Source organism: Shimazuella alba, assembly GCF_009831235.1.
GTDB lineage: Bacteria > Bacillota > Bacilli > Thermoactinomycetales > Thermoactinomycetaceae > Shimazuella > Shimazuella alba.
In genome coordinates this window covers 104,041-127,543 of sequence record NZ_WUUL01000010.1, presented here as the reverse complement: position 1 = coordinate 127,543, position 23,503 = coordinate 104,041, and the positions used below count along the sequence as shown (strand labels likewise).

Here is a 23,503-nt window from a genome sequence, read left to right as displayed (position 1 = left end):
TGTTATTCACCTTTCGATATATTAGTTAGAAAGTCAAACAATTGATCCCGTCTAGACTTATTAAAATAAAACCGTGTTACCATTGCATCCATTTTCTCCCTAAGACGGATTTCTCCATCTTCGGTTAAAATCAATAGCTCTTCTTTCTCTAAAAACCTCAAAACTTTGTTCAATGTTCCTATTTTTCCACTACTTGCTTTATCTGGTTGTTTTGCTGTTTCTACAATTAATACTTTTTGTTCCCATAAAGACACTATGCTTTTTAAATCTAGTTCTACTTCATCACTTTGTGTTTCAATATCGTCTTCATCCATTTGTTTTATTTGTTGTATATAGCTAGACAATTTTCGTTCAAATTCTTCTATTGAAACAGAAGAACGATCTGTGAATGTGCGTGTATCCCGATTGTAAAACATCGATACCAGTACCAACATGCAAAATTGTACAAGGTAAAGCTCCTGATTCGTTTTTAAATTCCATAACGAACGTAATTCTTCGTTAGTGTAACGAAACCACTCATTATCAAAACTAGGGATAACATATATCGTTTTAGTAGAGTCTGATTGCACAAATTTCACACCAGCAACTGTCTCGATAACATCTTCTAAAATTTCTTTTATCCTATCTTGTTTATAAATGTTAAAAAACTCACGATCCCTATGTTCTATTTTTTGTTTATCCATAATAGTTAAAAAAAAACGAAAGGCATCTTGAACATCATTTTTCTCATACAAACTCATTTTTTCTCTCCCCTTTTCACATAAAAATCAGATATTTCTTTTGAACCATTCGATATGATGATGACTTCATCTAGTAATATTTCTAGATGTGCACACTTTGTAACTTGATCTATTCTACTTTCGATAACATATTCCCCAATTGCTCTATGGATATCATCTAGTGATAATAGGTTCACTGAATCAATTAATTCCAATGAAATATTTTTATATTGGTGTAATTGAATTAAAGTGTTAGCAAACAGCGGATTTGTTAACCACTCTGGCTGATTTTGATTAAGATATTTACTCATCTGGTAATATTCTTTTGTATGCAAAGGGGAAAACAGAAAGCTTATCATATCTTTGATTAGATTCAATCGTTGATGTTTTTGTTCACGTTCCTCTTGCTCTATACGAATTTTCTCCACATCCGTTAATTCGTTCAGTGTTTTTTCCTCTCTTATCTGCGTTTGTCGTCTTTTGTGTGTTTCAAAAAATATACTTGGATGAAATAGTCGCATGGATCTCAACGGATTGAGAGGTTGCAAGATAGTACGTAAATCTTTGAGTTGAAGCTTTTTCTCCATTACTAAAGGAATAACTTCTGTTTCAAAGTTAATATTGGATTGAAAAGATTGGAAAATGATAGACTCCATACTGTCTATAAAAAACTTTTGCACATCCTGTTTTAAAGTAAACAATTCCGCATGACAATCCTTAGCCTCCCACCAATTCCGCTGTACTTTCTTGATTAACTCAAAAGCTCGATCTTCTTTTTGAGCAAACATTTCTTTATGATATTCAGATATTGTATGAGTAATTAAATTACTTATTTCATCAAATTGCCTTTTTTCTTGCTCCATTCTTTTTTCATATCTCACTAGCATTGCTTCAAACTCATTTTCTTTTGCAATTTGTAGTACATCTTTAACGATTCGTTCAATTAATTGCTTCATTTTAATTTTCTCATTGTTTATTGAAAAGATTAGTTCCTCAGTAGTTTGTAAAGCCCCATCAAATACCTTGCGTTGGATCTGTTGACGGAAATACATTTGCATAATAGATATTTGCATCTCCTGAAATATTTCTCGCGTTTTAAAGAGAGATTCAATAGCATCAGGGGTAAGTCGGAAAGAGGCATTACGTTTGATATCTTTTAAAGTGTAGTTATCGCTGAAATCAATCAAGTGGTAATACTTTGTTTTTTGTTGTTTTTGCTCAAAATCATAATAGGAAATTTGAAAAGGCTGTCCATTATTTCGAAGATATTCTCGGACTATTACCTTTGTCATTTCCAATGATTCTTCGAACGAAAGCTCTTCGTTCCATCTGTCTCTTAGTAAAACTTGAAGAAAACGTGCAATATCTTCGTACGTATTTCGATCACTATTTCGCAACATATTTTCTAAAATAAATAATAATATAGATACACCAATCGAAACTAATGGATACTGCTTATAACGTTCTTTTTTCTCTAAATCCAAAATTGGTTGAATAACTAATAATGAGTTCATTCGATTTGAAAACCCATGAAAAATCTCATTAAACATTATTGATCCCCTTACTGCCAAATGATTCTAATATCTCACGATTTAGTGACTCTTGTGGTATATAATAATTTTGCAATAATCCTATAACTTGTTCGTGATATTCACTGTTTATATACTGAAGAAAATCTAGAACATCTTTATGTGAATATACCTGATTTGTGATACGCAATTTTGCTTTTGGTGTGAAACGCGAAATCATCTCTTCGTATAGTTCATGAAATGGAAAGACTTGTATTATATCTATCTCTTTTAAAGAAAGATAAATATTTATTCCGACTGGATCTAAATCACCAAAATAAAATCCTTGGATATGTTTCGTTTTCATCCCCTCAATATCCTCAATACTTTTAATACTACTTTCTATTTTTCTGCCTTCCCCATATATTAAGAGATCGAATGTATGTTTAAAAAAATTAGTCATCCCTCTCTTAAACAAACGTTTAAAACTACCAAAAGTATCTTTGTTTTCAATAATCAGAACTTTGACTTGATCTTTCGTGTTCCATGTTGGACATTGATAATAAAAAAAGGGCTCATGCTCTATTTCACATTTTAAATCGCTAAAAGAAAGTCCAATCTTTTTAAGTATCTTTTGTCCATTTTTCTGTAACCATTTTTCATCTCCAAATAATTCATAAGAACGCTCATTAACAGATAACCAATGTTTGATCTTAGTACTCTTTAAAAATGTATTAATACAGTCCAAATATGACTTGTCCTTCTCAAATTCATCTTTGTGTGCACTATAATGGTTCAATTTAATTTTTGGATGGTATGTTAAAAGTAGTTTTTCAAATTCATGTTGACCCATCTTAGTTTTTTTCAGTTTATATTTGTACTTATTATATAGAGAATTAACTCGATGGTTCTTACCACTACTTTTAACTGATTCAATCAAATCTTCTTCAACTAATTGATTAATAGTAGCAGCAAATTCGTTGTATTTTAATTCGTATTTTTTTTCCAATTCATATTGTAAATTATATATTTCAAAAGTCTTTCTTTTCTGTTGACTGATCCATGCTAGTATGCGTTGTTTCATTTTTTCCTCCAAAATCTTTGAATAACTATTTTTAGTTTGATTAATTGTACCTTCCGATAAATTAATATTATTATCACTTCGATTTCCATTATCAATTTTCCTACTTATATTTCAGTTAAGCATATAAAATTGACCAACAATTTATAAAAAGCAGGTAATTCATTATCGAATTACCTGCTTTTTAAAACTCTTACAAAAGTCCATTTAGTTGCAAATTGAAGGATTTAATTAATACATGAATCGAACTTTACTGAGTTGAATATTAAGAATTATGCCTACTTAGTTATAATTATCTAAGATATGCACTTTCCGCAGAAATTAAAAGCGATTTAAAGTTTTCGGGTAAAATTAATTCTACTGAACAAAAAAACAGCTCGCTAATTGTTGCTTTTTTATCTACAATGAAATATTCGTAAATAAGTACTCGGTTGTTTTTCTTCTACCTTTTTTATCACCACTTATTAAACTAGTACGTTTAATTACATGGCTATTAAAATCTTGATATAATTTTTTGATTTCTTTATGATGTGCATTACTAACTACAATATATGCACCTCTTTCTGTCAATTCTTTAGCTGTTTTTGCAAGTCTGATTTGATCTTCCCAAGAAAATATTTTTGAATTATATTTTGTAAACCTATCAGATTCATTTATGACAGTATATGGCGGATCAATAAAAACTAAATCACCTTCTTGGACATTTACAAGGGCATCTTGAAAATCACTATTCATGATCTTTGCTTTTTTTAACATTGTTGATGCATTTCGAATAGCCACTTCATCACAAATAATTGCATTTTTAAACTTTCCAAAAGGAACATTAAATTCGCCTTTTAGGTTTTCTCTATACAATCCGTTCCAACATGTCCTATTTAAATAGATCATTCTTATTGCTCTGTCAATCAAATTAGTTGGCTTTTTTTTTCGAGTTTCATAATAAAAATCTTCATCATAAGGCATTTGTTTAAGAGCACAAATAATCGCTTCACAATTGTCTCTTACTTGAACATATACATTAATCAATTCTCCATTAATATCGGATATAACCGAATTATAAGGATTAGTGGCAAAGAACAAAGCTCCTCCACCAATAAAAGGTTCATAGTATGAATTGAAATACTTAGGAAGAAATGGGAAAATCTTTGACAGTAACGCTGTCTTTCCACCAGCCCACTTTAGAAATGGTTTTCCAATCGCTTTTTCAGGTAATTCATTTTTAAATTTCGTTGTACCTTTATTTGGCACTACTTGTAACATTGTTCACCTCATCTCTCCACACCTATCATGCTATCCGCGAATTTCTGTAAAATGTTGTTTGTTGGATAAACAGACATTGAAGCAAGTTTATTAACTGCAACAATTGGTAATAAGGCATTCGCGAATTGTTTGGATCTTAGCTGAACAAGGATTTTTACTATCTCATTAATACCATAGAAGTCCTCATATTTTGGATTAGAGGTATACTCACCAGTCGGTATAGTAGCTACTATAACATTATTCTCATCTATTTTTACGAATAATTTTGAACCATATAGCACTCTTTCACCATAATCCGTATCTGATCCACCCGATTTTATATTTGAAAAAATATACTTATTACTCGGAATGAATACTTCTCCAACCTGTTTTAAATTCTTGGAGATAATTTCTGCATGATCTGTAAAGGGACCGCTCTTCTCTATTCCTACCAAATATGCTTTGACATCACTATCTTTGAGATGTTGAATAAATTCTCTTATAGGAATTACTAATCTTGAATATTGCGAGTTAAGAATTAATGGACCATCTTTTAATAATAAAATTTGTGACAAGCGATATTTTTTATCTTTGTAAATTGAAATCAAATAACTTAAATACCAAAGATGCTCCAATACTTGCATGAAATTCAATGCAATACTTTCATTTGTATTTTCTTCACTAAATTCCATGTGCAATCCAATATAGTCTGTTAAGAAAATATTCTGTCCGCATTCTACATTTCCACATATAAATTGGTCAAATTCACCTATCTTTATGTTTACATGACCACACATGGGGCATGAAAAACTGATAGTAGAATCATAGTTATTAAGCCATTCTTTAAATACCAAAAATCGAAGAGTTTCATATAAAACTGGATACTTTTCTCTAATGGTTATATTTACAATTCTCCTAATCGTTTCTAATGGAGAGATCCCTTTGATTTTTACATTGTTCAAAGGGAGAACTGTACATATGGTATCCGAATATTGAGTGATAATCTCATTAATTAGTTTGGGATCAACAATGACACTTTGGGCCTGTTCTAACTTCTCTAAACCTATCATCAGAGTGGCGATCTTAATAAATGAAATTGATTTCTTTTTATTTATTGCATTTTCAAGAGTGCTGCAACTCCCATCAATGGTAATAATTGCACGTATATCGCTTTTGTCTACATCTACTGTGTAGGTATTTTCCTCAATATGCTTGGGATCTGAATTAAATTGTACTGACTCAAACTCATTAATTAGTTCCTTCACAAAATCATTTTTTATAATGTCTAAATGTCCTAACTTACTAGCGAATTCAAATGGCATCTTTCCATTAGAATTATAGGCCATGTCTACACCTCAAACTTTTTGATTTGAACTGGTAATGCATATTTATGTGATTGTGTAACAAGCCTCACAAATCCTTTTGATTTTGTCTTTTGAACATCCAACCCTACATCTTTAAATTCATAGAACTTGGTTAATTCTTTAATTTCATTTTGATCATTTAAATGAGCGATAAAAAAGTTTTCCGTATTCTTTAGCAGATCTCTGCTCAAAGTACTGATACTTTGTGTTGAATAAATCAAACCAATGTTTAATTTAGCTCCTTCTTTAGCTAATCGATTATATATATTAGACATGTCATTATCATTCGAAGGGAAAATATTGTGGGCTTCTTCAAAATACATTTGTACATAACGACCATTTAAATTATTTTCTGTAAATAGCTCCATTTGTTCGGAAAAAATGGTATTGCACAATTTTTCAGTAAAAAAACGTGAAATTACTGGATTAGAATTACTCAAATCTAAAATCACTGTCTTTTCTTTATATATATCATCTAACATTTTGTATAGTGCATTGTTGGCTGAGTAATCATGATAGTCACTATATTTCATTATTTTTGTTATTCCACTGACGTTTGAACCGCTGTGTTTTTTTCCTGTTAAAATACTGAGCAAAGAGATATCCGTTTCATCAAAATATGGTTTTTCTATACTTTCTTTATCTTTATTCTTTTTAATAAATGGGCCCTTACCTTTCAGATCAACGTAAGTATCCCAAATTTTACTGTAGTACGAAATAGCGTCACCAATGGGAATATATTTTCCTTGCAATTTGAAATTTTCCCCAAATACCGTTGATAGTATTTGTGAGTTTATATCAAAGTAAACTTTATATTTATCACCACATTCAAATTTAGCCTTTTTTAGGATACATTTATAAATGCTCTCGTGACGTCTATAACGTTTGTAATCTCCATAACTACGATTTTTAATATCTTCTTGTTCTTGATCATCTTGTAGCTCAAAACTGGTGAAACCATTAATATAATCAGCCTTAACATTTTCCTCTAGCAACATTTGTTTAATGATCTCATGTCCGAGCTTTAGATCTTCATACATATTTGCTTTTAAAGTTTCCATTCCTGCTTTCTTATTAACAGAATACCTAGTACACTTACTGTTGTATTTTTCATACAATGATGTATCATCTTGACCATTTTTATTGGCATATTCACCATTCATATCGAAGATAATTTGCCCAACTGTTTTATCATTATCTTGATTCGTTATAATAGATTCTGCAATGATCTTTACAGTATTGCTTTTACCCATTCTTGTTTTTCCAAATAAGGCAGTTCTGGAACCAATAAAATCATCAACTGAAACATTTACTTTAACGTCAACTGATTTATACAATTTTGATTCTGTATATCGAAGTTTTCCGATATTGAATATATTTTTTTGAATCGAACTATTTATTATGTTGTCAAGAATTTCGTTAGAAGGTCTGTACACTTCATATAAGTGTGGAGAAAAATAACTTTCTATATCACCAGCAAACTCTAAATTACCTTCTTCATTTTCATAATATGTACCTAAAACAGCTATTTTTAGTGCACTCCATTGTAATTCCGCCTTTGTAAAAATATCTATCTCAGGCATATGACTTTTATGCAATTCAAAATAGGTTCTCGAAACATCACTTGAAAGAGGTGTAGCTGTTGGTTCTTTCACTCTAGCAAGAATGTAATGTTCAGGCACACCTATACTTTTATTTGTATTCCTATCAATAACATTGACATTTGTATCAATCAATTTGATAATTACAAATGAATTTTTGGGGATACCTTGGTTTCGAAGTTTGTAAAAATCATTTGTTATCACTACCCCTTCTTCGTAACCCAAATCCATGACATATCCAACTAATGAATCGGGATTTTTCCGAAAGAAACTTTTAAAACCTCCGAAAATAGATAGGCTTTCATCTAAACCTTCTAACACTTTATTCATAATATACATCCCTCCATCAAGGTATTAAATTCTATTCATATTGCTAAATTCCTTCGATTTTTCTATAAAATATTTTTATTGTGAATTTTCATTGAAAATACCCCAGTTCTTTTGTAACCACTCGATCTCTAGAAAAAATCGTTGTGGAACTACACTGCATTTTTCGATATCTGTTTTTATCCACCAAGGTGCTTCCACTATCCATAACAATTGAAGTGCTCGTCCTAAGTCTTTCAACTCAAAAGATGGAAACCATTCTTGGTAACCTTTAAAAAAAGAATCTAACTTTGCCTTATTTAAACCATTTTCATCTATGCAACCAGATAATACTACCCGTGCCACATCTAATTCTGGGTACACATACCTCTCTCGATCAAAATCTAAGATTGCTGAAACATGATCATCTTGAAATAGCACATTATCAAGGTGGAGATCCCAGTGAGTCCAACCATGAGTACAAAGTTGAAATAGGGTAAAATCAAGGTGATTCAAAATCTCTCGTTGTTGCTACAATGTAGACAGAATTCGAGGAGTGCATTCACCTTATTTTGCTTGTTTGTATTGTTTTTCCCACTCATCCTGAATGTGTTCTTTTGATGGTGACCAATGGAGCACACTGGCAGGTAGTCTTCGAAAAGCAGAATGCATTTTTCCTAGTTCATATCCAAGAGACTGCATTTGTTTCACAGTTGTATGACTGGGCTTTACAAACTCTCCTTTACACACCTCCATGAATGAAAACAAAACTCCGTCTGGAGTAGTTAAAATATATTCTCCATTCCAAGTATGGATTTTCGGACAAACGACTCCTTGGTGTTGAAGTGTATTTTGGATCGCTAAAGCTTTTTTGACGTATGAAAGCTTTCCCATGTACCGTTGTTGATGATACTGTTTTACAAATAATTTTTCTCCACTGGATAAAGTAACGATCCACTTTAAATTTTTACGTCCTCGAAGAATCGGTTCTTCAGACTGTACTTCTACAGATAGCATCGATTCCATTGTATGAAAAATAGATTCTTGAATTGCTTTGATTTCACTCACCTCGACAATAATTCTCTAAGTAATTTAGTGTTGTTGGATGACAAGACTCGATCCTTCCTTCATCGCTCTCATTTTCACTCTCCCACCAATTGGAAAGGTAAATATGGGACTGGTATGCCCAAAGTCTACATTTGCAAGTATAGGTATTCCTCTTAGCTCTTTCTTAGAAGCTATTATCTTTTGCAAGAGCTCGTCCGTTACGCCACTTTTGAGTTGAAATCTACCTATTAGGATACCTTTTACTCCTTCGAAACCAGATTGATGAATCAGAGATTGGAGATCTCGATCAAAATTGGCAGGAAAGGTTAGATAGTCATCTTCTAGAAAAAGAATACTACCTTCTAGAGATGGCATGTATTCCGTTCCTTGAAGTAGATTTAAGGTGCATAAATTTCCACCTATGCTCACTCCCTCTGCTTCTCCTTCTTGAATAACAGTCCAACCTCTATTCACATGAAAAGTTCTATTTTCTTGATCCAAATACCATGCATCATCACTCCAATGTGTAGATGGTTTCACGGCTAATGAATCTTCCATCATGAGACACTTTTGAAAATATGAAATGGTGTATTCTACACCTTTTTTCATCCCAAACGTAGAAAAATGTGAACCAGAATACGTGACGAGACCTGTTTTGGCATAGATCGTATTGGATAGAGCTGTTATGTCTGAGTATCCAACAAGTATTTTCGGATTTTGTTTGATGAGTTTGTAATCCAAATATTTCAATAATTGATTGCAGTTATGTCCTCCAATCGTTGTAATAATGGCATCCACTCTCTCATCTGCAAAAGCATCATGGATATCCTCGATCCTCGCCTCGATAGATGAGGAATCAAACCCATCGATCACAGATGCATGTTGTGATATCGAGATGGTAAACCCTAGATTACTTAATCTTTGCAGGGCAATATCTACCGTTTCTTTCGATAAAATAGAGAAACTGCTAGATGGAGAAACAACTCGGATATGGTCACCTGATTTACATCTTTTTGGAAATAACATAGTTCCGTATTCCTTTCCCTAGAGTACTACTGTTCAAATATAGATTCATAACGGTTATAGTGCCGTCATACTTCTTTAACTGCATGTGCAACGGAACCAAAAACAAAAGAGATTGGAGATCTCGATCAAAATTAGCAGGGAAAGTTAGGTAATCATCTTCTAGAAAAAGAATACTACCTTCTAGAAATGGCATGTATTCCGTTCCTTGAAGTAGATTTAAGGTGCATAGATTTCCTCCTATACTCACTCCCTCTGCTTCTCCTTCTTGAATAACAGTCCAACCTCTATTCTCATGAAAGGTCCTATTTTCAATGAACTTTCTATCATAAGACACTTTTGCAAATAATCGATGGTATAATCCATACCCTTTTTCATACAACTTCCCTTTTGAGAGCAGACAGCAGCGATTCCTTATCCTCAACTTGACCACCCGGAAATTCCCAAGTATCAGATCGTTTGATCGTTTTTACAAGCAGCACTTAACCAAAATCATTTTCAATATATGCGCTTACAGATACATACATTGTTTGGCTCTCCTTAGTACTAAAATTTGATGCAAGGCGACTGAGGCAAATTCATCCTTATTGTCATCCATTCAAGTGCTGGACCAAGTTGCATACGCTGAAGTTCCCGAATCCTTGGCAATAGTGGTTTCTGCTCTTTCCCTGCTCTGGAGGCAAAATAACCTGCGGTGAAAGCTGCGGCAGCATCAATACAAAAATGAGGAAATGTGATATTAATTTTTTTCAATACCTTTTGATATTCACGCATTAAAACTTTGGCTGTTGGTCCACCTTGCCCTTTCACACTGGGGAAAAAGAATGTGGCGTCCAATATCAATGGTCCATAACACATCAGCGACCAATCGAATAGTATGAGTCTTCCATCTCGAAAACGCATATTATCAGCTCGTAGATCAAAGTGAATCAGACCCCACGGTTGATCTGATGCCAGAACATCGCCTTCTGCATCCATTAGCTGATCAATCACTTCCCAAAACCAAAATTCTGCCTCTGATTTTTTGTCTCCATACAAAGCAAAGAAACATTCTCTTTTCGCTTCATTTTCTTTCAGTGATTTCCAATTCTCATTGTACTCCGTTATATCGATCGTTGTCACCTTTTCTCGTTCATCCAAACCACTTATATGAAAGTTAGCGATACCGTGCATCGCCTGTTTCGCCAAATTTTCGGTCCATGGGGGTACTTCTCTATCCTTGCTCACATCTTCAAGAAAAATCAAATGCCATTCAGACGTTTTCATTGATCCCAGATAAACTGGTGCAAAAGGCTTGATACAATTGACGGTTTCATAGATATATTCTTCTGAAGAAACCGATTCCCAATTATAAGAAGTTGATCCCTTACCAGCTCCCTTGGCAAAAATCGTGCGCCCATCTTCCATATAGAGACGGAATGTTGCACTAGGTCCAAATCCTCCAAAAACCCGATCAGCTTTTACAATTCGAGAGCCCATCATTTGTTCTATTTCGTACTGTAACATAGCAGGAACATCTGCCCAATACGGCTTTTTTTCTAGCAACGATAACCCCCACTTCTCGATAAAATAAAAGGATGAATTAGCCCAAACTAGATAGTATCACTGACTGAAACAAACTATACGATCTCCCCACCTCATCAACTGCATGTGCATCTGATCCAAAGATAAATGGAATCCCCATTTTTTGCGCTTTTTTCACAATCCAATTTGATGGATAAGGCTCCAAGCAATATTTATTATCAATTCCAGCAGTATTGAAATCCAATGCAATCCCTTTTTTCTTGAGCAATATCAGGATTTGTTCGACTTCATTTTTTGCCTTGTCTGCCACCAGGGTCCCTTCATCAAAATAATGTTGGAATTTTTGACACAAGGAGAGATGACCTATTCTGGAAGGTTGGAACTGAAGGATGGCCTCTTTGATCGTTTCATAGTAAGTCTTCTGTACGGATTGAAAATTCCCATGGTATAAAACAACATTTTCTTCTAATTCCTCAGGAGTATGATCTATACAACGCCATCCATCTACTCCTTTTAGAAAATGTACAGATAGAACCGTTTCTTCTATATAACCCTGATATTCTCGAAGTAGATTTCGCGTCCAATCGATATACTCGGATAAATAATCGAGCTCAAACCCTACACGTATCTCAATTTGGTCTTTGTATTTACGTTTTAACTGATGCATTTCTTTTATATAGTCATCAAACTCTGTTTCTTTCATGGTAAAGTATTGAACCAATTCTTTCTCATATGGCAAAGCTTCACAGAATGAACGAGGTAATGGAGCATGTTCAGTTAAAACATATCTATCAAATCCTAGTTCAATTGCTTTTTCAATAAACTTTGCTGTCTCTTCTCCAGAACCATGTGGGCAATAATGCGTGTGGGTATGCCCGTCTACTTTCATCCTCATACCCTCCCGTTATTTTCTCTTTTCTAACCATTAGAAATCACACTTATATACTTATTATGAAAATACGAGCCATGATTATTTCTTTAAAAGCGGAAAATTTTTTAAAAACCACTTTGTTGCCAACTTTTCAATCACAGGTAAGCGATCTGTAAAGCTATGAGTCGCACCCTGAATCAATTCCAACTTAGAGTCTTTCGGTAACCATTTCATTCCATGTTTGCTTAATTTGTATAAGTCCCGTTCTTCCTCATCTGCATCCCCGTTCATAATCAATACTGGGCACTTTACATTTGTGAGTAATTCTTTTTGGTTTACTAACTCAAAATCTATAAGCATTTGCTTATCGATGATGACCTTTCTATGCTTTTGATTTTTTGTGATGTAGCCTTTTTCCTTTAGTTCTTGTAATTCTTCTTTTGTTAAAATATTGTTCCAATCGTATTTCATTGAACCAGTTAATGCCCCTGTCAAAACCATCGTGGCAATCTGATCCGTGTAGCATTCTAAGCACACTCTACTGCCAAGGCTATGACCAAAAAGAGCAATACGACTAAACTCTCTGGATTTTACAAAGGAAATAGCAGCATGTAAATCATCAATCCGTGTAGTCATGGTTAATCGTTCATCATCACTTTCCCCGCAGCCACTAAAATCAAAAGCTAAAACACTATACCCTAATTGATGAAAAGCGTTTGCAAACCTATCAAATCTTCCCCTAGAGGATTTATCTGAAGTAAAACCATGACACATGATAATAATGTTTTCGGGAGATGATGGATAAAAGTTACCTACCAATGTTAGATTTCGGAAATTTTTAAAGGTTACTTTTTCCATGCTTTTACTTCTCCTTTCTTGTTTCTAGAGTTATAACTAATTCAGTAGTATCCATGAAATGAAACATTTCAATTAAATTTAATTTTGAATCATTGGAGCAGGTTTCATTTCCTTTTTAGGGAATTCGAAAGAAATATATTACTAAATCAGTCAGTTTAATAGAGATTTTATGTGAAATTGATACCACTCCAAAACGGGTGAGAAAGTAGAAACCAACATACTAGGATCAGGTGAAATAACCATTCTAGGTGCTTCTGGATAGTGCTTTTGTAAAAATAAATGGATACAAATCAAACCATCAATCGTTATAAATTCTACAAGAGACATCCATTTATCTACCTCATGTGCAGATGAAGTTCGAAGTAATGTATACAACCATGACTCCTTTACTCCAAAATCACTCTTTTCTTTATAAACCTTATTCCAATAATGCTTTCTTTCCAAATCACTTATTGGATCTCCCAAACCTTGTATAGCAACTTTTTTTACCATTGGAGATATATCATCTGTGTATGTCCATATCTCCTCTCTTTTCATTTGGTCATTTTTTAGTAGGATAGTCAAAGCAAGTGATCTTTCCAATGGATCTTTTGATAGGATAGATATATTTTCATTTGTAACCTTAACTAATGGATTTGATGATGGTGAAGTATTATTTCGGTAACCATTTTGTAAGGCATTTCGCGTTTTTTCCGCATTAAGAATAGGTGCTGGAAAACCATCTATATCGCATCCTGTCTCTATCAACACGTTCCTTAGGGTATTCGATGTAATATCTGGAATGGCTGAAAGTAAAGAAGCACATAGCCCTGCAACTAAGGCGGCACTACCGCAAGTACCTCCAAAGTAATCAAAACCAGTTCCTGTTAGGCTTGGCAATGGTAAATACGTATAAGGTGAAAGAATATCTGGTCTCCAATAACCTTCAGCATTTAAACCACAGGCAGCAGATAGATGTTGCTCATAGTTTTTTGAATTATTTGATCCTTTGTCGTTATATCCACTAACCACAAAAAATCGATTAGGATGCAAATTGTTATGGACTTTGGAGTTACCTCCAGCAGCAATAACTAGTAACCCTGCATCAATAGCAGGCTGTAATGCTTGGACATATGGGTCTTCAGAAGCAGGCGACATCCATCCATATTCTTGAGGTACAAACAAATTCAATACAATTTTGAGATTCCAGTTTTGCTTTAAGATCCATATTAAACCCACTTTTATACGTTCGGGATTAGAAGTTGGCAGGAATACAAAGTTTGCAGATGGTGATAATCCTTTGTGGACGTTAGCTTGACTATCTTCAAGAGGTTTGTGAGCTAGCAAATTCAGAACCATTAAACCATGGTTTAAATAATCATCTACTTCTGAAACAAGTGGTTCTTGAAATATATCATTACAAGTAACCGTGAGATCTTTATGAACTCTCACCTTCTTTACTCTACCTTTTAAATGACTAATGGTGTGATGTGGAATGATGTCATCAAGAATAACCATACAGACTTCTTGACCTGAGTTATCCGCAGGCGGCTCCAATAGACCTATACGTTTCCAAGTTGGTTCCATATTCATTACGAATCTACTCCTAATTTAATATCCTTGATGTCTAAGCCATATTTCTAAACCTAATGTCTTTGAAATTAACCCAAATTCATCATTAAACCCATATTTAAATTTATCTATTGCATGTTGTAACTTTTCTTTTTTTATCCATCCAAATGCATCCGCTCTAGACATTTGAATGAGTTCGTTAATAAAGTTTGCTTCTTTGTAAAATCCTTTGCGAAATATCTCTACGAAGTTACTTTTATCTGGGTTAGTTAAAATTTCTTGTGGAACAACATTTTTAAAACCTTCACGGATACATCTCTTCTTATGACTAAAATCTAGCTGATCTAAAGAAGGAATCGAAAAAACAAACTCAATCATCCGCTGATCCCTAAATGGATAAACTCGGGTCATATCTAATGGTTTACTAATGTTAGTATCAATCCACGTACAAGGATTAATTAACAATAGTCTTTCAAAATTTTCTCGAAGATAGTTACTTCTTATTCTCGAATCTCTTATCCTCTTTCTTTCCGATTCAACTTCTTGATAACTTATTTTTTTTAGTTTTTCTCCAATCCAGGAAGGAGTATTGTACCAAGTTAGATAAAATCCAGTGTTTTGCCATGTTTGATTGTTAAATTTACTTTCAAATTTGTACTTTAATTTATTTGTCAGCAGGGATGGAAAGACGTGTGTCCCAAATGTTTTCCAGATAGGCTGTTTATGCTTTGCAGCCAACCTTAGCAAATCATAAAACAATCGTTTGTAATCTCCTTGGAACAGTAGATCTCGAAGATAATGAGAGCTCGAACATAGTAGTTCATCTCCTCCTTCTCCTGATAAAACAATGGTAGATCCATTCTGCTTAGCAGCTAAATGAAGATCTCGAAACATGGCATAGTTCAAGATTAGTTGGCTTGGCTCATCATAATAAACAATGTCTTTTTTCGTATCTTTAAAGGACCAGTAGTTGGAAAGATTGAGGTAGTTGGGGATGAGATTTGTATTTTGATAGATGATATCGACTGTTTCTTTGTTGGATGAACCATCTGATAAACGATCAAAAATATAAGTGTAACCATAAAAGCTTGATTTTTCATTGCGTAATTGATCTGCCAAACAACATATGCTAGATGAGTCTAAACCACCACTTAACTCACAAGCAAATGATTTTTGATCTCGTACATAATCTTGAAGAATCTCCTTCATCACTTCTGAAAATATTTCTATATATTCTTCAGAACTTCTACTTTCCATTAAACTCATTGACCAAAATTTATTTAGTTTTAGAGCGAAACCCTTTTTCTTTGAAAGTTGATGTCCTGGTAAAAGTCTTCTAACACCCTTATAAGGGGAATGTTCTGTTTCGGTTAACTCCGTATTTAGATATAACCTAAAATACTCTTCGTTAAGATCATTACTAAACCTTTTAAATGACTGTAATTTGTTCGAAATAATTAGTATTTCTGCATCTTGATAATAAAAGACCGGATTAGCAGTAAGACTCCGAAACAAGTTTAGTTCTTTGGTTTCCCTATTGTAAAGAAGAAAAGAAAACATACCTTTTTGATTGATTATTGCGTTTTTATCAAATTTCAAATGAGTTTGTATAGACTGGATAACACTGGTGTAAATGTTATGGATATCTTCAAATACGACCAAAATATAATGATGGATCTGATGGAAATGTAGCTCGGGAGTGATAGCAAAAAAATCATCAAAAACAATGTGTTCTTGTGGGTGGTTTTTAGATCGAATTGGAGGATAAACGATACTCAACATCTTCAACCCCCTCTACCGGTAAAGTAAGAAACACATGGAATTTATTCCTGTTATCACTTTCATCGATTGTTTTAATTTTTGACTCCACCCAAGCATGGCTTAAAAATGGTTTATACCTTATTCCAATACAGAATCGACTTTCATAACTATTAATAGACAGCAGTTGATATAAAGCAAGCGATCTCTCCAAACATTCCACATTTAAGAAGTGCATTTTACAAGCCAATTGATATCCGCTAACAATGAATGGTTCACTGATCCATCGTCTTTTTTTCCTCTGTCCTTTACCTTTCATTATATTTACAACAGCTGGAAGTCCCTTTCTTCTTACCTCTATATAAAAGTATATCAAGTACCAGTAGCTAAGTAGGAATGAACAAAACTTACCCATAATTTTTCCTCCTCATTAAAGACTCCGTAATAGAGAATGAATAAGAGAGAATAGTTCCTCTGGTTTTGTTTTAGAATGTCTGTAAACTTTAAACGTAGGGATGGTCGAGGCAAGAAGTAAGAAACTTGTCATGATCCTTTTATAGTAAGAATCATAAAAGATATAATGTAGAGCTTCTTTATTGTAGACATTTTTCAATAAATCAATGATCTGTTCATTGCCTCTTAACTTGCGATAGCAAAAACCTTTCTGATCATTTACTTCAAGAAAAAAAATACAATGCAAAGGTGAAGTTTCCCTAAAGTGAAAATTTTCTGTAATATGATATCTCAACTTACCATATTCCTCGAAATATACTTTTTCACTTAGGTTTATAATTGAAGGAGTGAGTCTTATATTTGGGAAACCACTCATTACCAAAAGATCTTCTGGATTAAATGCAATTAGATCGTCTGTAATCATTTTTCCTCCATCATCAATACAAAGAGAAGCAGCAGTTGATTTTCCTGATCCAGATTCGCCGATAAAACATATCGTTTGATTCATGTACCTTACAGCACTACCATGTAGTTGAGAATAACCTTTTATATAAAGTAATAAGGAAATTATTTTTGAGAATAAAATCCCAATCCATTCACCATTCATAATCGATTGATTGTTCACAATCAATCGATTATGAATTGAATCTATAAAAAAAGTATATTTGTTTAACCATTTGATTAGAAAGCAGTTCCCATTTACTTGATAAACTTCTTTAAAAGGATTTGCTTCACCTATAAGAAAGTTTCTATATTTCAGTTCTGACTGAGTGAAAAGTGAGTTCTCAAGAAACAATGGATCATAGATGATTTGAAAGTCAAATTCTCCATTTTTTGTTTGAGTTTGATAGAGTAGACTTCTCAAAATCTATCTTTGTTTTGATTTTGAGGCCAAGCATTTCATAATAGTTCATATATCCACCCCTATGTTGAGGGAGTACAAATTGTACTCCCATAGCACTCACTACTATTGACTAGGATCTTGTCTTGTTGAAAAGGTATCTGATCCATGTCCTCTTTTTCCGCCAAATGTTATTTCTACTACATCTCCTAACTCAATCAGACGTGGAGATGTATACTCTTTATTTGACTCTTCCATTTCCTTAATCACCTCCTTTCAAAGAAACTCACATGATACGGATAATCCCTTTTGCTGTAAGCTGATCGGTTAACAACTGAAGGTCGTCACGAACAGTATTTTCATCAACACAATACTCTTTTTTAACTGAATCTATTATTTCTTGTACTGTTTTCCCTTCACTTATTAGCTGCCATATTTCTGACCCTATTCCTTCTAGCCCAAAGCAAAATCCAGTATTTTCATCATAAATAAAGATGCTATTCTCAAAATTTTGAGCAACTATATTCGAGGAAATTTTAAATCTCATTTGGTAAATGTCATTCATGGAAACACTCCTAACATAAATTTGGATAGTTTGACTATCTAAATTGAGATGTAATATCCACGATGAAATAAAGTCTTCACCTCGCCTCAATACATTACTGGATATTCTGATAGTATTTACCTGACACAGAGAGATGGTGTTTATCTGCAATCATCTGTAAAGCTTTTGTAACTTGGCTAGGAACTGTTTTGTTATCGATAATTCATTCTAAGTTCAATTTCATAGAATCTCGATTTTTCCTACATCTTTCTGCTAAATCGATGCTCTCTAAGGCGTTTTTTCATGATCTCATCTTCCATTTACTAAATCACCAATGTTAAAATATCCGTAATTAGGAAATGGCAGATCATTTAGAATATATTTCTAATTTAATGATAAACCAATTTTTGTATCTCAATCCGTCAGAAACCCGTCATTTTTCCCTTCAGTTGTGATGGCATTTTAATGTTTTTATGCATCAAAAGGAGGTCCGATGGTGAAAAATACGTTATTACAAACAGCAAGACGCCAGAAGGGATGGACTCAGCAACAGCTAGCAGATTTCGCTGAACTCTCCCTTTCTACTGTTGAACGTGCCGAACGTGGTGAAACAATCAGAATAGATAGTGTCAGGCGATTGTGTATATGTTTGCAAAAGAGACCTGTAGAACTAGGCTTATCGTTAACTACTAGGCTGCACGAAACTCACAACCTCTCTTCTGAACAATTGCATTTTGTTTCATTCAATGATTATTTATTGGTACTGGAAGAAGAAATGAAACTTCGTTGGTCGTTGTATCATACTGGAGGAACACAACTAGTTTTTCAGGGGCTAAATTCGTGGATACAACAAATTGCAAAATGTGCAAATCAACTAAAAAATGACGATCTCCATGAGCGTTCACTAAGACTACTTTCTATGGGATATCAACTGCAAGGATCTGTATTGCGAGACATGATGCTTTTTACAGAAGCAAACATGGCGCATCGAAAAGCATTTTTGATTGCTGACAGATTGTTTCATCCTGAACTAATCGCTGCAGCGCTAGTACGTGAAGGAGTTACTTTAAACCATCAAGATCGCCCGATGGAGGCTATCAACTGCTTCAACCGTGCACTTGATACAATCAAACATTTAGGATATACCAAGTTGGAAGGGTATATTTATCAGGGTCTTTCAGAAGCTCAAGCGAAAGCACTGCAACGACAAGAGAGCAATCGCAGTATTGGGCTAGCAGAGAAAAATTTTGAACTTCAATCACTTAGTCCTGAAAACAATTTAACTCAATATAATCTGTCTTCCTTAACAGCACAGAAAGGAGTTAACTCTGTACTTTTGCACAACTATAAAGAATCGATTAATCAAATTGACACCAGTCTTGCTCAATACAATCCAACTCATACGAGAGGTCGTGCAAGGTTATTAATTCAAAAAGCAGAGGCTTATTATAAATTGGGAGCTGTTGATGCTTCTGTCCGCTATGCACAAGGTGCTTTTCAACTTGCAAACTCCATTGGCTCTAGTAAGATAATAAGTAAAGTGAAAGACCTACACCGAAAATTGTTACAATCCCCTTGGAGAAAGGATCAGTATGTTACTGATTTAAGCAACATACTCACTGGTGAAAAATGAAAACAATCCTTCTTACAGCAAGCTCAAGCGTCTTATTGTTGATCCTATGGCTGATCTTCTACATGAAGGGAAAACGGTTTGCACTGAGGAATCGGTTACATAAAGCTGATGCAATCGTTGTACTCGCAGGTACGCGGGGAAATATCAAATTTTTAGACAGTAAAATTCAGACAGCTATCTCTTTGTACCACAGGCAGTGGGCTCCTTACATCGTTTGTAGCGGCAGATTTAGTGCGAAAGTAGCAGATTCTGGAGAACCAAACCTTATCCCTTTAGAGGATCTTCAAGATGCTGCTAGAAACGGACGGATTCAGGAAAAAGATATTGCGAAGGCAGCTGAAACATGGGATGTAAATCTTGGTGCCAACTATTTACGAAATAAAGCTTTGGCTATGGGGGTTCCTGCGGACTCGATTCTAGTGGAAGATCAATCATTGCATACTCGTGAAAACGCGGAATATGTGCTTAATCTGCTAAAGGAACATAATTTCACTCACATCATCTTAGTGACCTCTCCATTCCATCAACTACGCACCTATCTTACATTCAAGAAGGTTTATGATTTACATGGCATAAAGATCACGAATTTCTCTGATACAAATGGATGGCATCCCGCCACTTGGTTTCTATCAAGAAAAAATCGTCACATTGTTCAGGGTGAAATCGAACGAATTAAACTATATAGAGCGAAAGGCGATCTTTAGCTCTAAACGAATTAATTATGAGATGTCCTAAAGAAAATCGTGTAGCCGGGGATCCGAAGAAATGTAACCTAATGAATATCGAATTTTTGGAAGTTCACAAGAAAATAGAGGAAAGTAACGAATGAAAGATCTATGAAGTTGCAGGTCCATCTTTCACCGCCTATTAAAACTTCATAACTTTTAACTTCATAAAAAATGACCTTAACCATTATTTATGATCAGGTTGTAATTCAAGGTTACAAAGGGGAGATTTCCTCTCCTTCAAAAAATATTTTTGTTTTATCTTCTGTAAAACAAACCTGATAAAGACTTGCCCAATGAATATCTGGTCCATCCCATAAATACTTTAAATTTCCTCCTCGGAGATAGTTAATCAGCACCTTAATCGTAATGGAATGAGATACAAGTAAAATATTCTGTCCAGCATGCTGCTTTAAAATTTTATCAATAAAAGATGCTAATCTCTTTTGCATATCATGAAAAGTTTCTCCTTTTGTTTTCTTTGCTTCAAAAAGTTCTGGGTGTTCATTCATGAGTAGTAATTCTTCAGGGAATAAATCTTGAATTTCACTCCACTTTCTACCTTCCCAACATGCAAAATCCATTTCCATGAGATGATCTGATTTGATTACTTCCATTTCTCGATCTTTTCTCAGATGAAGCGCAGTAGAAAATGCACGGTTACTTGAACTAGAATAAATCGAGTCAAAGGTAATATTTTGTAATCGCTTTGCTAATTGCTGAGCCTGCTCCACACCGACATCTGTCAACGGAGAGTCTAGTCTTCCTTGTAAACGCCCTTCTAAATTCCATTCTGTTTGTCCATGTCTTACTATATAAATAGTGGTATCCAACAAAATCAAACCTTTCGTGAATGGACAATCCATTTTAATAGATTATTGAAATTAATAGTTACAAGTACTTATTATAGCAGTAAAGGGGAATCCATAATTAAGATTCCCAACAGTAATTAGCAGATAATTTTGAATTCAAATCGAGAATGCTTCTAGGGATAAGAAAGGAAAAACACTTTAGTACAATAAAGGTTATCAAAATGTGGTCAAATGAGGTTGTAAACAAAAACGAAAAGCCAAAACCCCTGATATATCAAGGAAAATTGGCTCTCGTTTAGTGAGTGTCGATTATACTTCCATAATGATTGGTAAGATCATGGGGCGACGACGGGTACGTTCGTATAGAAATTTGCTTAAAGAGTCACGAATGCTCGTTTTAAGCGATGCCCATTCACTTACTTGGTCTTTCATGCATTTTTCCATTGTCTGGTTAACAACATTGTTTGCGTCATCCAGAAGTCTCTCTGATTCGCGTACATAGACAAATCCACGGGAGATAATATCTGGACCAGATAGTATGGTTCCATTTGCTTTACTTAGGGTAAGAACAACAACTAAAATACCGTCTTGGGAAAGGAGTTTGCGATCTCTTAGAACGATGTTACCAACATCTCCAACACCAAGTCCATCGATGAGAACTTTGCCTGAAGAGATTTTGGGACCGTATCTCGCTTTTCCACCTGAAAATTCTACTGTATCTCCATTATCGCAGATAAAAATGTTTTCGGTTTTCACACCGACTGATTCGGCTAGTTGGGCATGAGCACGGAGCATCCGATACTCACCATGGATCGGAATAAAAAATTTAGGACGAATAAGATTGAGCATTAATTTTAGGTCTTCTTGCGCACCGTGTCCGGACACGTGGACATGAGAGGTGGCACTATATACTACATCTGCACCAATACGGAATAACTGATCGACAGTGCGACCAATCATTCTTTCGTTACCAGGAATCGGGGTAGCCGCGATGACAACCGTATCTCCAGGAAGAATCTCAATCTTCCGATGAGATGCATTTGCCATTCTCGTAAGCGCTGACATCGCTTCACCTTGGCTTCCCGTAGAGATTACTGCTACCCGATGAGCAGGTAGACGATTAATCTCATCTGGTTCAATGATTAAGTCTTTCGGCACATTCAGATATCCTAGATCAGATGCGATATTTACTACATTTACCATACTTCGACCAACCACTGCAAGTTTACGACCATGATGGTATGCAGCATCCACCACTTGTTGAATGCGATGAATATTGGAAGCAAATGTAGCAACGATCACACGCTGTTTCGCTTTGCGGAATACTTCCATCAGACTATCCCCAACAGATCGCTCTGTTCCTATAAATCCAGCACGTTCTGCATTGGTAGAATCTGATAAAAGACACAGTACTCCCCGTCTCCCAATCTCCGCCATTTTATGGAAGTCACATTGACTATCGTTGACTGGTGTCATATCAAATTTAAAGTCACCAGTATGTACGACTAAACCTTCTGGAGTGTCAACGCATACTCCTACAGAATCTGGAATGCTATGGTTGGTGTAAAAGAAGCTCGCTTTTAACCGACCCAGTTGAATTTCTGATTGATTGGTAACAACAATCCGCTTCACATCATGTACATGTGCTTCCCGTAACTTATGTTCGATTAGACCCATGGTAAGTTGTGTAGCATAAACTGGTGCTTTGACTTGTTTTAAAATGTAGGCTAATCCACCAATGTGATCTTCGTGTCCGTGTGTAAGAATTATACCTCTTAATTTGCTCTGATTTTCGATGAGGTAAGATATGTCTGGAATAACGATGTCGATCCCCAGCATATCCTCCTCAGGAAACATTAGTCCTGAATCAATTACAACGATGTCATCTTCGTATTGGACAACATACATGTTTTTTCCGATTTCACCCAACCCACCGAGAGCAAATACATGCAACTTGCCTCGTTGGTTCTTTGTCAAAAAACTTACCTCCTACATATCTTTTTGTTGCTCACCCTATAACCGCACAAATCTCACTTGTTATTCAT

General features: G+C 34.6%; 23 protein-coding genes and 1 pseudogene. 2 read left to right on the top strand and 22 right to left on the bottom strand.

Going from position 1 to position 23,503, the window contains the following annotated elements; genetic code table 11:
- Positions 1-2: 2 nt before the first annotated feature.
- From GSM42_RS14835 to GSM42_RS14740, 20 genes and pseudogenes are all read right to left on the bottom strand, one after another.
- Positions 3-740, bottom strand: coding sequence for a DUF6063 family protein (locus GSM42_RS14835; RefSeq protein WP_160802322.1), 738 nt, complete (start codon positions 738-740; stop codon positions 3-5).
- On the bottom strand, positions 737-2,269 hold the full coding sequence (locus tag GSM42_RS14830) for a hypothetical protein (protein WP_160802321.1): 1,533 nt from the start codon (positions 2,267-2,269) through the stop codon (positions 737-739). The genes GSM42_RS14835 and GSM42_RS14830 overlap by 4 nt, the downstream gene beginning before the upstream one ends.
- Positions 2,262-3,311: a Wadjet anti-phage system protein JetD domain-containing protein gene (locus GSM42_RS14825; protein WP_160802320.1), complete on the bottom strand. Its 1,050-nt coding sequence runs from the start codon at positions 3,309-3,311 to the stop codon at positions 2,262-2,264. Before GSM42_RS14825 ends, GSM42_RS14830 begins: the two co-directional genes overlap by 8 nt.
- A 396-nt stretch (positions 3,312-3,707) precedes the next feature.
- Positions 3,708-4,568 (bottom strand): DNA adenine methylase, encoded by an 861-nt coding sequence (locus tag GSM42_RS14820; RefSeq protein ID WP_160802319.1) that lies wholly within the window; start codon positions 4,566-4,568, stop codon positions 3,708-3,710.
- A gap of 8 nt (positions 4,569-4,576) precedes the next feature.
- Positions 4,577-5,893 (bottom strand): hypothetical protein, encoded by a 1,317-nt coding sequence (locus GSM42_RS14815; protein ID WP_160802318.1) that lies wholly within the window; start codon positions 5,891-5,893, stop codon positions 4,577-4,579.
- 2 nt (positions 5,894-5,895) lie between these two features.
- Positions 5,896-7,842: an ATP-binding protein gene (locus tag GSM42_RS14810; RefSeq protein WP_160802317.1), complete on the bottom strand. Its 1,947-nt coding sequence runs from the start codon at positions 7,840-7,842 to the stop codon at positions 5,896-5,898.
- 75 nt (positions 7,843-7,917) lie between these two features.
- Positions 7,918-8,334, bottom strand: a complete 417-nt coding sequence (locus GSM42_RS14805) for a phosphotransferase (protein ID WP_160802316.1) — start codon at positions 8,332-8,334, stop codon at positions 7,918-7,920.
- A 51-nt stretch (positions 8,335-8,385) separates the two neighbouring features.
- Positions 8,386-8,886 carry a protein kinase family protein gene (locus GSM42_RS14800; protein ID WP_160802315.1) on the bottom strand — a complete coding sequence of 167 codons (501 nt, stop codon included), beginning with the start codon at positions 8,884-8,886 and terminating at the stop codon, positions 8,386-8,388.
- 24 nt (positions 8,887-8,910) lie between these two features.
- Positions 8,911-9,891 (bottom strand): S66 family peptidase, encoded by a 981-nt coding sequence (locus tag GSM42_RS14795; protein ID WP_160802314.1) that lies wholly within the window; start codon positions 9,889-9,891, stop codon positions 8,911-8,913.
- 103 nt (positions 9,892-9,994) lie between these two features.
- Positions 9,995-10,266, bottom strand: a pseudogene (locus tag GSM42_RS20710) (LD-carboxypeptidase); the annotation flags it as partial.
- Positions 10,263-10,370 (bottom strand): NUDIX domain-containing protein, encoded by a 108-nt coding sequence (locus GSM42_RS20705; RefSeq protein WP_338055312.1) that lies wholly within the window; start codon positions 10,368-10,370, stop codon positions 10,263-10,265. The gene GSM42_RS20705 and the pseudogene GSM42_RS20710, both read right to left, overlap by 4 nt.
- Before the next feature lie 64 nt (positions 10,371-10,434).
- The gene (locus tag GSM42_RS14780) at positions 10,435-11,433 is read right to left on the bottom strand and encodes a phosphotransferase (RefSeq protein WP_160802313.1); all 999 of its coding nucleotides are present in this window, start codon (positions 11,431-11,433) and stop codon (positions 10,435-10,437) included.
- 37 nt (positions 11,434-11,470) lie between these two features.
- Positions 11,471-12,301, bottom strand: coding sequence for a histidinol-phosphatase HisJ (gene hisJ / locus GSM42_RS14775; protein WP_160802312.1), 831 nt, complete (start codon positions 12,299-12,301; stop codon positions 11,471-11,473).
- Positions 12,302-12,382: 81 nt separating this feature from the next.
- On the bottom strand, positions 12,383-13,141 hold the full coding sequence (locus GSM42_RS14770; protein ID WP_160802311.1) for an alpha/beta hydrolase: 759 nt from the start codon (positions 13,139-13,141) through the stop codon (positions 12,383-12,385).
- Between the two features lie 150 nt (positions 13,142-13,291).
- Positions 13,292-14,713 (bottom strand): S8/S53 family peptidase, encoded by a 1,422-nt coding sequence (locus tag GSM42_RS14765; protein WP_160802310.1) that lies wholly within the window; start codon positions 14,711-14,713, stop codon positions 13,292-13,294.
- Positions 14,714-14,731: 18 nt separating this feature from the next.
- The gene (locus tag GSM42_RS14760) at positions 14,732-16,354 is read right to left on the bottom strand and encodes an asparagine synthase-related protein (RefSeq protein ID WP_160802309.1); all 1,623 of its coding nucleotides are present in this window, start codon (positions 16,352-16,354) and stop codon (positions 14,732-14,734) included.
- 85 nt (positions 16,355-16,439) lie between these two features.
- On the bottom strand, positions 16,440-16,865 hold the full coding sequence (locus tag GSM42_RS14755) for a lasso peptide biosynthesis B2 protein (protein ID WP_160802308.1): 426 nt from the start codon (positions 16,863-16,865) through the stop codon (positions 16,440-16,442).
- A 15-nt stretch (positions 16,866-16,880) separates the two neighbouring features.
- Positions 16,881-17,411, bottom strand: a complete 531-nt coding sequence (locus GSM42_RS14750) for an ABC transporter ATP-binding protein (RefSeq protein WP_160802307.1) — start codon at positions 17,409-17,411, stop codon at positions 16,881-16,883.
- A 459-nt stretch (positions 17,412-17,870) separates the two neighbouring features.
- Positions 17,871-18,002 carry a lasso RiPP family leader peptide-containing protein gene (locus tag GSM42_RS14745; protein WP_160802306.1) on the bottom strand — a complete coding sequence of 44 codons (132 nt, stop codon included), beginning with the start codon at positions 18,000-18,002 and terminating at the stop codon, positions 17,871-17,873.
- Between the two features lie 28 nt (positions 18,003-18,030).
- Positions 18,031-18,309 (bottom strand): PqqD family protein, encoded by a 279-nt coding sequence (locus GSM42_RS14740; RefSeq protein WP_160802305.1) that lies wholly within the window; start codon positions 18,307-18,309, stop codon positions 18,031-18,033.
- Between the two features lie 472 nt (positions 18,310-18,781).
- Here GSM42_RS14740 and GSM42_RS14735 point away from each other — a divergent pair, with 472 nt between their 5' ends.
- Complete coding sequence (locus GSM42_RS14735) at positions 18,782-19,921, top strand: helix-turn-helix domain-containing protein (RefSeq protein ID WP_160802304.1); 1,140 nt, start codon at positions 18,782-18,784, stop codon at positions 19,919-19,921.
- Positions 19,918-20,625, top strand: coding sequence for a YdcF family protein (locus GSM42_RS14730; RefSeq protein ID WP_160802303.1), 708 nt, complete (start codon positions 19,918-19,920; stop codon positions 20,623-20,625). Before GSM42_RS14735 ends, GSM42_RS14730 begins: the two co-directional genes overlap by 4 nt.
- Before the next feature lie 236 nt (positions 20,626-20,861).
- Here GSM42_RS14730 and GSM42_RS14725 read toward each other — a convergent pair whose 3' ends face one another.
- Both GSM42_RS14725 and GSM42_RS14720 read right to left on the bottom strand, forming a co-directional pair.
- Positions 20,862-21,479 (bottom strand): histidine phosphatase family protein, encoded by a 618-nt coding sequence (locus GSM42_RS14725; RefSeq protein WP_160802302.1) that lies wholly within the window; start codon positions 21,477-21,479, stop codon positions 20,862-20,864.
- 288 nt (positions 21,480-21,767) lie between these two features.
- A complete protein-coding gene (locus tag GSM42_RS14720) occupies positions 21,768-23,435 on the bottom strand; it encodes a ribonuclease J (RefSeq protein WP_160802301.1) in 1,668 nt (555 codons plus the stop codon).
- Positions 23,436-23,503 lie beyond the last annotated feature (68 nt).

What these genes read in the sequence shown, in the direction of transcription:
- GSM42_RS14730 (WP_160802303.1), top strand. Translation starts at nt 19,918, where the DNA reads ATGAAAACAATCCTTCTTACAGCAAGCTCAAGCGTCTTATTGTTGATC.
- GSM42_RS14740 (WP_160802305.1), bottom strand. Translation starts at nt 18,309, where the DNA reads ATGAATGACATTTACCAAATGAGATTTAAAATTTCCTCGAATATAGTT.
- GSM42_RS14815 (WP_160802318.1), bottom strand. Translation starts at nt 5,893, where the DNA reads ATGGCCTATAATTCTAATGGAAAGATGCCATTTGAATTCGCTAGTAAG.
- GSM42_RS14835 (WP_160802322.1), bottom strand. Translation starts at nt 740, where the DNA reads ATGAGTTTGTATGAGAAAAATGATGTTCAAGATGCCTTTCGTTTTTTT.
- GSM42_RS14770 (WP_160802311.1), bottom strand. Translation starts at nt 13,141, where the DNA reads ATGGAAAAAGTAACCTTTAAAAATTTCCGAAATCTAACATTGGTAGGT.
- GSM42_RS14750 (WP_160802307.1), bottom strand. Translation starts at nt 17,411, where the DNA reads ATGAATCAAACGATATGTTTTATCGGCGAATCTGGATCAGGAAAATCA.
- GSM42_RS14735 (WP_160802304.1), top strand. Translation starts at nt 18,782, where the DNA reads ATGGTGAAAAATACGTTATTACAAACAGCAAGACGCCAGAAGGGATGG.
- GSM42_RS14825 (WP_160802320.1), bottom strand. Translation starts at nt 3,311, where the DNA reads ATGAAACAACGCATACTAGCATGGATCAGTCAACAGAAAAGAAAGACT.
- GSM42_RS14795 (WP_160802314.1), bottom strand. Translation starts at nt 9,891, where the DNA reads ATGTTATTTCCAAAAAGATGTAAATCAGGTGACCATATCCGAGTTGTT.
- GSM42_RS14820 (WP_160802319.1), bottom strand. Translation starts at nt 4,568, where the DNA reads ATGTTACAAGTAGTGCCAAATAAAGGTACAACGAAATTTAAAAATGAA.
- GSM42_RS14765 (WP_160802310.1), bottom strand. Translation starts at nt 14,713, where the DNA reads ATGAATATGGAACCAACTTGGAAACGTATAGGTCTATTGGAGCCGCCT.
- GSM42_RS14810 (WP_160802317.1), bottom strand. Translation starts at nt 7,842, where the DNA reads ATGAATAAAGTGTTAGAAGGTTTAGATGAAAGCCTATCTATTTTCGGA.
- GSM42_RS14755 (WP_160802308.1), bottom strand. Translation starts at nt 16,865, where the DNA reads ATGGGTAAGTTTTGTTCATTCCTACTTAGCTACTGGTACTTGATATAC.
- GSM42_RS14745 (WP_160802306.1), bottom strand. Translation starts at nt 18,002, where the DNA reads ATGGAAGAGTCAAATAAAGAGTATACATCTCCACGTCTGATTGAGTTA.
- hisJ (WP_160802312.1), bottom strand. Translation starts at nt 12,301, where the DNA reads ATGAAAGTAGACGGGCATACCCACACGCATTATTGCCCACATGGTTCT.
- GSM42_RS14830 (WP_160802321.1), bottom strand. Translation starts at nt 2,269, where the DNA reads ATGTTTAATGAGATTTTTCATGGGTTTTCAAATCGAATGAACTCATTA.